The 7,559-nt window shown below is 66.3% G+C and carries 10 protein-coding genes; 9 read left to right on the forward strand and 1 reads right to left on the reverse strand.

What is annotated here, in order from left to right; translation table 11 throughout:
• Window positions 1–213 precede the first annotated feature (213 nt).
• From ABT053_RS11375 to ABT053_RS11390, 4 genes are all read left to right on the forward strand, one after another.
• Entirely contained in the window at window positions 214–696 is a 483-nt protein-coding gene (locus ABT053_RS11375) for a hypothetical protein (RefSeq protein ID WP_350968816.1), read from the forward strand.
• A 95-nt stretch (window positions 697–791) separates the two neighbouring features.
• Window positions 792–944 carry a hypothetical protein gene (locus ABT053_RS11380; protein WP_350968817.1) on the forward strand — a complete coding sequence of 51 codons (153 nt, stop codon included), beginning with the start codon at window positions 792–794 and terminating at the stop codon, window positions 942–944.
• Window positions 945–1,022: 78 nt separating this feature from the next.
• Window positions 1,023–1,346: a hypothetical protein gene (locus ABT053_RS11385; protein WP_350968818.1), complete on the forward strand. Its 324-nt coding sequence runs from the start codon at window positions 1,023–1,025 to the stop codon at window positions 1,344–1,346.
• Between the two features lie 75 nt (window positions 1,347–1,421).
• On the forward strand, window positions 1,422–2,543 hold the full coding sequence (locus ABT053_RS11390; protein ID WP_350968819.1) for an IS630 family transposase: 1,122 nt from the start codon (window positions 1,422–1,424) through the stop codon (window positions 2,541–2,543).
• Window positions 2,544–2,572: 29 nt separating this feature from the next.
• Here ABT053_RS11390 and ABT053_RS11395 read toward each other — a convergent pair whose 3' ends face one another.
• Complete coding sequence (locus tag ABT053_RS11395; protein ID WP_350968820.1) at window positions 2,573–3,277, reverse strand: hypothetical protein; 705 nt, start codon at window positions 3,275–3,277, stop codon at window positions 2,573–2,575.
• A gap of 139 nt (window positions 3,278–3,416) precedes the next feature.
• Here ABT053_RS11395 and ABT053_RS11400 point away from each other — a divergent pair, with 139 nt between their 5' ends.
• The 5 genes from ABT053_RS11400 to ABT053_RS11420 all read left to right on the forward strand — a co-directional run.
• Window positions 3,417–3,938, forward strand: a complete 522-nt coding sequence (locus tag ABT053_RS11400; RefSeq protein WP_350968821.1) for an AAA family ATPase — start codon at window positions 3,417–3,419, stop codon at window positions 3,936–3,938.
• 304 nt (window positions 3,939–4,242) lie between these two features.
• On the forward strand, window positions 4,243–4,911 hold the full coding sequence (locus ABT053_RS11405; protein ID WP_350968823.1) for a hypothetical protein: 669 nt from the start codon (window positions 4,243–4,245) through the stop codon (window positions 4,909–4,911).
• A gap of 401 nt (window positions 4,912–5,312) precedes the next feature.
• Window positions 5,313–5,876, forward strand: a complete 564-nt coding sequence (locus ABT053_RS11410; RefSeq protein ID WP_350968824.1) for an ester cyclase — start codon at window positions 5,313–5,315, stop codon at window positions 5,874–5,876.
• A 231-nt stretch (window positions 5,877–6,107) separates the two neighbouring features.
• Entirely contained in the window at window positions 6,108–6,875 is a 768-nt protein-coding gene (locus ABT053_RS11415; protein WP_350968825.1) for a MerR family transcriptional regulator, read from the forward strand.
• A gap of 322 nt (window positions 6,876–7,197) precedes the next feature.
• Window positions 7,198–7,559: transglycosylase domain-containing protein (locus ABT053_RS11420; protein WP_350968826.1), on the forward strand; the 362-nt coding region annotated here is incomplete at its 3' end.

Raw genomic sequence — 7,559 nt, forward strand, 5'->3', positions numbered from 1 at the left:
GGATCTGACGCCTGAACGATCTCTGAATAGATATTTCACGGTCAGGGGCATGCTTGGTTCTGGGATTCGTTCTTTCCCTTCCCGATGGGAGGCCTCCCCTCCGGCTATTCTCACGATGTGAGTGCTCAGCCTGTCCATTCACACGCCCCTGGGGAGCCCCGGGTGCCGCGCACCGTTGATGGGATCGCTGGGACACTGCAGGGTGGTCGGCGGATGGAGTTCTACCGGGAGCTGGGCGCAGCACCTCTGGATCAGGCCGAGACGATCCTGCGTCGCTGGGGTGTGAGGCGATGCTCGACACAGATCCCGAGGCCGACCAGATCCGTGATGCCGCGCTGGAAGGCACCTTGCCCGTCGCCACGCTCGATGACGTCCTTGCTCGCCAAGGGCGGCAAGGGCCATCCCCTGATTGAACCCGAAACGGAGGGATGGCCTTGCTATTTCTCCGAAGGGGTCGCGGAGCTTCTGGCCGATCCTCAGGTCAGCTCGATGTTGTTCTCAGCGGTTGTCGCACTGTCCGTTGAGATCAACGAAACGAAAGGTGATGTCTCCGGTCACACCGCTTCCGTCCAGTGGCCGCGGCAGCGCAGGGTTCCGCTCGGCAAGGATGGGATCTTGGGCGTCACCGAGTACGTCGTCGTCGTTGCAGACGCGGCCGAACCGCACTGCATCATCATCCGCGTCCAGCTGTATTAGACGGCGACGCGACAGCGGCCTCGCCGAAACGTCGCACCGACAATTACGCGGGTATCGCCGAGGCTTACACGTTCTGGGAGAAAACCGACCGTGCCATGCGTGTGCTCCTGGCCGCCGAGAAGATCGCTCCTGCCGGGGTACGGCGAACCGGCCTCCGGCAGGTGATCACCGACCTGCTCCACCGCGACCACTGCGGCAAGCTTTCCGGCCTGCACGCCCTGGCGCGTCGCTCCGGCGTAGCGATCTAGTGCCGTGACCGCATAGGTTCATCGGGTTGAAGTCGAACCGGCCCTCGTCGCCCGTGTGCCCCTGGCAGGATCTTGCACATGTTCAAAGAGAAACTCAACGCGCTCTCGCAGTTGATGGCCGAGCACATGGCCGCGCCGTTCCCTCCGGGCTTTCGCGGCCTGGATATCGAAGGCCAGGAGATGGTGCTGCTCGACGCGGACGCCTACGGCTATGCCTCCGATGTCCTCAAAGGCCCACTCGATGAGCAGCGCCGCGCGGCCTTGCTGAAGCTCACGGCGGCGTTCGAGAAGGTTCTCCCGGCGATCGACGACGAGTACGCGGTCAAGTACTACACGCACGTGCGCGACATGGCCGTGCTGGCCGCCGAGATCGATACCTTGCGCGACAAAGTAGACCTCTGACTGGGAAGGTTCGCCGAGGTGGCGGTCGGGGCGGTTGGATGTGCAAGGACGTCCAATCCGACCGCTGGAGGTGCGGTGGCTGAGCCTGTCCGTGTGCGCAGACTGACCGACCAGGAGGGGCAGAAACTGCAGCAGATCGTGCGCCGAGGCAGCACCAGCTCGGTGCGGTTGCGGCGCGCGATGATGCTACTGGCCTCGGCTGGCGGGAACCGGGTCCCGGTGATCGCCCAGCTGGTGCAGGCCGATGAGGACACCGTCCGCGACGTGATCCACCGGTTCAACGAGATCGGCCTTGCCTGCCTGGACCCTCAGTGGGCGGGAGGCCGTCCCCGCCTGCTCAGCTCTGACGACGAGGACTTCGTCATCAAGACGGCCACCACCCGACCGACCACGCTCGGCCAGCCCTTCACCCGCTGGTCTATCCGCAAACTGCTCGCCTACTTGCGCAAAGCCCATGGCCGGGGCATCCGCATCGGTCGCGAGACGTTACGCCGCCTGCTCGCCCACCGCGGCGTCACCTTTCAGCGCACCAAGACTTGGAAGGAGTCTCCAGATCCGGACCGCGACGCCAAGCTGGACCGGATCGAGGAGGTCCTGGACCGCTTCCCGGATCGGGTCTTCGCCTTCGACGAGTTCGGCCCGCTCGGTATCCGCCCCATTGAAGGGGCGGGCTGGGCCGCTGCCGGCCACCCCGAGCGGCACCCGGCCACGTACCATCGCACCCACGGTGTCCGGTACTTCCACGGCTGCTATTCGGTCGGCGACGACACCCTCTGGGGCGTCAACCGCCGCAAGAAGGGTGCTGCGAACACCTTGGCCGCGCTGAAGTCGGTCCGGGACGCCCGCCCCGACGGTGCCCCGATCTACGTGATCCTGGACAACCTTTCCGCTCACAAGGGCGAGAAGATCCGTCGCTGGGCGAAGAAGCACCGGGTCGAGCTGTGCTTCACGCCGACCTACGCATCCTGGGCGAATCCGATCGAGGCCCACTTCGGGCCGTTGCGGCAGTTCACCATCGCCAACTCCAACCACCGCAACCACACCATCCAGACCTGGGCCCTGCACGCCTACCTCCGCTGGCGCAACAAGAACGCCCGACACCCCGACGTCCTCGCATCTCAACGCCACGAGCGCGCCCGGATCCGTAGCGAGAAAAGCATCCGATGGGGCGGACGGCCTCTCGCTGCCGCAGCCTGATCTACCTGGCGAACCTTGCCCGACCAGCCCTAGCAGTAACCGTCCAGTCTGGTTCCAGCAGGAGCGAGGTTGGGCCAGGGGTGCCCTGCTCTGTCCGAGGCTGCGGACCTTAAAAGATCAAGAAGACTACATCCCGGGTAGCCGCGGAAACTCGAATAGGAGGAACGGTAGTAGCAGCTCCAGTAGCTCACGACCCGTCGCTGAGTGCGTGCGAAGAAGGCCGGGTTGTCTACGATGAACTGCCCGTAAGCGAGGTGGCTTCGGCTGCCCGGCGTGGCGAGATCACGAAGCTCATCGCGGATGACGACCAGGATTTCCAAGACGTACTCGCCAACCAACTGCACGACGAACGGGACGACCCACGGGTCCGCGGAGCCCACGACCTTCGCCAGGTGGCGCTGCCTAACCATCCCGTCGCAGTGCCTTGAGTACAAGCAGTGCAGAAGTTGACGTTGACGCGACGAGAGCGACGCTACCGCTTCTGTCGGCGGCTCGTCGTTGTAGAGACGCCCAGGAATGGCCACCTGTTGGCCCTCTACAACGACCGAAAACGGCTCAAGCGGCCGGAGGCGGGAAGCGGGCATGACCGCCAGAACCGCCTCGGCATCGCCTGCCAGCTCGGCTGGGAACGCCAAGGTCAACGGATCACTGCTGTTGGAAGGCGGCTGCACGAGCTGAGCATAAGCGGACGCCTTAGCCACGAGCATGGCCCCCACCACCTGACGGTCGCCCAATCCGGTGAACGTATGTGGTCAGAGCACTAGCCGTGACTGGAAACGTTCACCGGAGGTGGCCCATGCCGTCCGTCACGGCACCGGAATCTGTTTCTCGGCGCCCGTTCCCGCGGCTCGCACGGCGCTAGCATCGGGTCCTGTGATCGTATGGCTCAACGGCACCCACGGCGCGGGCAAGACGACGACCAGTCCACTCGTGCAGCGACTGATCCCGGATTCACGGGTGTTCGACGCCGAGAAGGTCGGCGAGACACTCATGGACATCACACCGGGGTTGCCCGCGACGGACAACTTCCAGCACTGGCCGCCTTGGCGGCCACTCGTCGTCGAGACCGCCCGCCGCGTACTCGACTACACCGGCGGCACTCTGGTGGTGCCCATGACTGTCCTGGTCGAGCAGTACTGGCGCGAGATCAGCGCGGGCCTCGCCCGACATGCCATTCCGGTACGGCACTTCGTCCTCCACGCCGACCAAGACACCCTCCGCGAGCGCATTGAGGGGGACACTCTTCTTGGCCCCTCCCCCTTCCGTCTCAAATACCTTGAGTCCTACGTCGAGGCGGCCCGCACGTGGCTGCACGGCGAGGCCGAGGTCATCGACACCACGCACCTCACGCCCGCCCAGGCTGCCCTGCGGATCGCGGAGGCCGTCAAGAGTTGAGATCCGCCCCCGGGTGAATGATGCGAGACGCCCGTGAGCGCTGCTCGTCAGCATGATCGAGCTGTCCTCACAGGTCACTGGGATGAGGGTCGGAGAACACCCGGATCTGCGTGGGCAGGGCACGCTGACATGTGAGACGGCCGGAAGCATCGAGAACTGATGGGAGGCCGGGCCGCGGGTTGGAAGCCCCCCGCGACGTCGGCCCGGGTCTCGGCCGCCGCCCCTGCTGAAGTGCCGGTAGTCCCTGAGCGTGGGGAAAGGACGCGCTGGGAGGATGTCACCGGCGTCCGGTTGGATGGGGCTCATGACCGCTCATGACGTGGCCGGGCTGCTGCCCGACATTCCGGTGCTTCGCGACGTGTGCCGTTCCATGGCGGTGCTGGAGGCCGTCATCAGCCCGGAATGGTCCAGCCGTTACCACTCCTTCGACGCGGACTGGGCTCCTGGGGAGGAGATGGCTTCGATGCGGAACGGGGCGGGAGACGAGTACTCCATCGTCTTCTCGGCGGCGGGCGCCTACGTCCGCGGTTTCGACCACGAGGCGGTGATGAGCCCGTACGGCAACGACGGGCCGTGGCCGGGGGTGCTCGACTCCGTTCCCGGGGTCTTCCGCCACTGCGTGACCGAGCCCGCGTTCTGCGGCGAGGACGGCATGCCGGTCGTGACCGCCTGCCTGTGGCGCGAGAGCGGCGACGACCGCTGGCGGGTGGGTGAGATCGACTATCCGGACGGTGCCGGCGATCCCGACGGTGCGGCGTACCTGTTCGGGCGGCTCGTCGATCCGTCTGCGGAGGTGTTCCAGCGGTTCGCCGAGGGCTACTACGAGGTCCCCGTGGACCTTGACGCGGTACGGCACGTCTACGCCCTTCGCCCGTTGACGCAGGCGGTGGTCACCGCGCTGAACGCCGACCTCACCATGACCGACCTCGCCGCCGACCTCACGGCGGCCCGGTACCCGTCCGCCGCCGGTTGAGAAGACGGCAGGACGAGCGGTTCGTCGTCGCCCCCGCCGATCGCCGCGTACCGGCGCGGGAGGCTGCCGCACTCGGACGCCAGCCATGCTGGGCCTCACCGCGGCAATAAGCCCGAGCCCGTCCGTAACGGGCACTGAGCGCCTTTGCGTGATGTTCTACCGGGTGTCGCGGCTTCTCCGAGGGGTCACGGTTCCTCCGAGGAGGTCACGGCCGGTGAGGCGGGTGGCCGCGGCTTTCGCCGGGGTGGCATCGCGGGGTTCGATCTCATGGGCGCCGTCGGCCCCGCGACAGGCGTTTTCGCTTTTGTTGCTGCCGGTAGGAGCCGGGGCGTTTTTCTTGGTGTGCGGGTGACGTCGGATTAGCGAGTGGCTGACTTCTCGGTGGATATTCTAAAGGGTTGATGGTTGAGTTCGGCTGGGCTCATCCGCCGAGGCTCATTCGTCGATTGAGAAGCCGGGGTGTTGTCATCTCGATCCGTCCGGGGGCGTTGGGCGGCCCCGAGAGCAGTGAGGCGCGACCCATGTCTGTTTTCTGGGACCTCAAACACCGGTTGTGCGAGGCGATCAACGCTCATGACCTGCAAGGAGTGCTCGACTGCTACGCCCCGGACGCTGTCCACGTCTCGCCGTCGGGCGTGGAGGAGGGCCATGAGCAGATCGCCTGGTTCTACGAGCAGTTGTTCACCGGATTTCCGGACCTTCACCTGACGCCGTGGTTCGAGATCGGTGACCACGACAATCCGGCCGTCACGGAATGGACGATTACCGGGACGCATTCCGGCCCTTTCCTTCTGCCGGGCGGAGGGGAAATAGAAGGAACCGGATCTCGTATCACCATCCGCTCGACATGTTCCGCCTTCATCGAGGACGGCAAGATCAAATCGCATCGGGAGTACTTCGACCAGCTGGAGCTGTACAACCAGCTCGGCTACGGCCTGACGAAACTCGGCTCCACCTCCACGTGAGCCGGACATCGTCGCCGCGCGGCCGGTCGTAGACGAGTCCGGCGGGCTCGACGTGGTGGCGAAGTTCGCGGTCGAAGGCCTCTCCGAGGTGCCGTCGACGCGGCCTGGGCATGGCGTTCGCGCGTCCCCTGACCGGCTGATCCCTGCTTGACTCTGCCGTCGCGTCAACATCTACCGTCGTGGACGAGCCGGAAGATCCGGCTCGGTGATGGTGGAACGGATGGGCGGGCCATGGCGTGGTCGATCGCACAGGTGGCGCGGATGTCGGGGGTGACGTCGAGGACCCTGCGTCACTACGACGAGATCGGGCTGCTGGCACCCGCCTGGGTCGGCGGGAACGGCTACCGCCACTACGAGGAGGACCAGCTGCTGCGGCTGCAGCAGATCCTGGTCCTGCGGGAGCTCGACCTCGGTCTCGCCGAGATCAAGGAGATCGTCGACCGGCACACCGACCCGGTGGCGGCACTGCGCGAGCACCACCGGCGGCTGCTGGGGGAGCGCGACCGGCTGGACGCGGTCGCTCGCGTGGTCGCCCGCACCATCACCGAACTCCAGGAGAGCGAAGGGAAGGGTGACATGTCCAAAATCAGCAGGCCGGAGAACCTGTTCGAGGGGTTCGACGGGGCGCGGTACGGCGCGGAGGCCCGCGAGCGGTGGCCGGGGCACTGGGAGCGGTCCGGGCAGCAGGAGCTCCTGGACACCGCGACCCCGCAGGAGATCGACCGCATGGGGCGGGAGGCCACGGCGGGAATGATCAGGATGGCCGAGCTCATGGCCGCCGGCACCCCCGCCGACGACCCCGCCGTTCTCGCCGAGCTCGACACCCACTACCGGCACATGACCCGGTCCTGGACGCCGACCGCGGCGGAGTACGCGCACCTGGGCCGGATGCAGGCCGACGACGAGGTGTTCCGGGCGAACTACGAACGGATCGCCGAGGGTCTGGCCGCGTACATGCGTGACGCCATGACCGCGTACGCGCACGCCCGGCTGAGCTGATCCTTCGAGGATTCGGGCCGGTCCTTCGAGGAACCAGTCCGGATGAGGGTCGAAGGAGCTGCAGATCCTTCGGCCTGTGCGCGGCTCGTCCCACTTCGGGGAACGGGGCCTCTCCTCGGAGAACAGGGTTTCTCCTGTGGGGCCGGGCTTCCCGCGCGATCCGACTCGCGGTTCGTCGCGAACCGATCGGTGGAAACCCGGTTTTTCGCGCCCGCCGGAGCGCCTGAGCCGTCCCGGAGGATCACCGGGCGTCAGGCAGAGGATCACCGGGCGTCGGGCATACGTGCGATGAGCACCTGGAAAACCCCATAATCTATGGCTTATGTCTGAACGGGGTGAGGGACAGTCAGGGGTCGCGTCCAAGGTCGGGCGGCTGGTCGCGATCGGGGCGGCGGCGGGGCTGCTGGTCGCGGGGATCGCGTTGCCGGCCGTGGGAGGCGCGGGCCTGGGCTTCGTGTCGGCGACCAACGAGCTGAACCTCAAACCCGCCGACCTCGTCGAGCCCCCGCCCGCGGAGGTCTCGATCGTCCAGGACGCCCGCGGCAAGGAGATCGCGCGGTTTTACGAGGAGTATCGCGAGGTCGTCGCCCTCGACCAGATCTCCGAGATCATGAAGACGGCGATCATCTCGATCGAGGACTACCGCTTCTACCAGCACGGCGCGATCGACCTGGAGGGCACGAT

Origin of the sequence: Streptosporangium sp. NPDC002524 (assembly GCF_040295985.1) — a bacterium.
Classification (GTDB): domain Bacteria; phylum Actinomycetota; class Actinomycetes; order Streptosporangiales; family Streptosporangiaceae; genus Streptosporangium.

Excerpts from the sequence above, each read along its gene's own strand:
- ABT053_RS11385 (WP_350968818.1), top strand. The coding sequence starts at position 1,023 with ATGTTCAAAGAGAAACTCAACGCGCTCTCGCAGTTGATGGCCGAGCAC.
- ABT053_RS11380 (WP_350968817.1), top strand. The coding sequence starts at position 792 with ATGCGTGTGCTCCTGGCCGCCGAGAAGATCGCTCCTGCCGGGGTACGG.
- ABT053_RS11410 (WP_350968824.1), top strand. The coding sequence starts at position 5,313 with ATGGTTGAGTTCGGCTGGGCTCATCCGCCGAGGCTCATTCGTCGATTG.
- ABT053_RS11375 (WP_350968816.1), top strand. The coding sequence starts at position 214 with ATGGAGTTCTACCGGGAGCTGGGCGCAGCACCTCTGGATCAGGCCGAG.
- ABT053_RS11405 (WP_350968823.1), top strand. The coding sequence starts at position 4,243 with ATGACCGCTCATGACGTGGCCGGGCTGCTGCCCGACATTCCGGTGCTT.
- ABT053_RS11415 (WP_350968825.1), top strand. The coding sequence starts at position 6,108 with ATGGCGTGGTCGATCGCACAGGTGGCGCGGATGTCGGGGGTGACGTCG.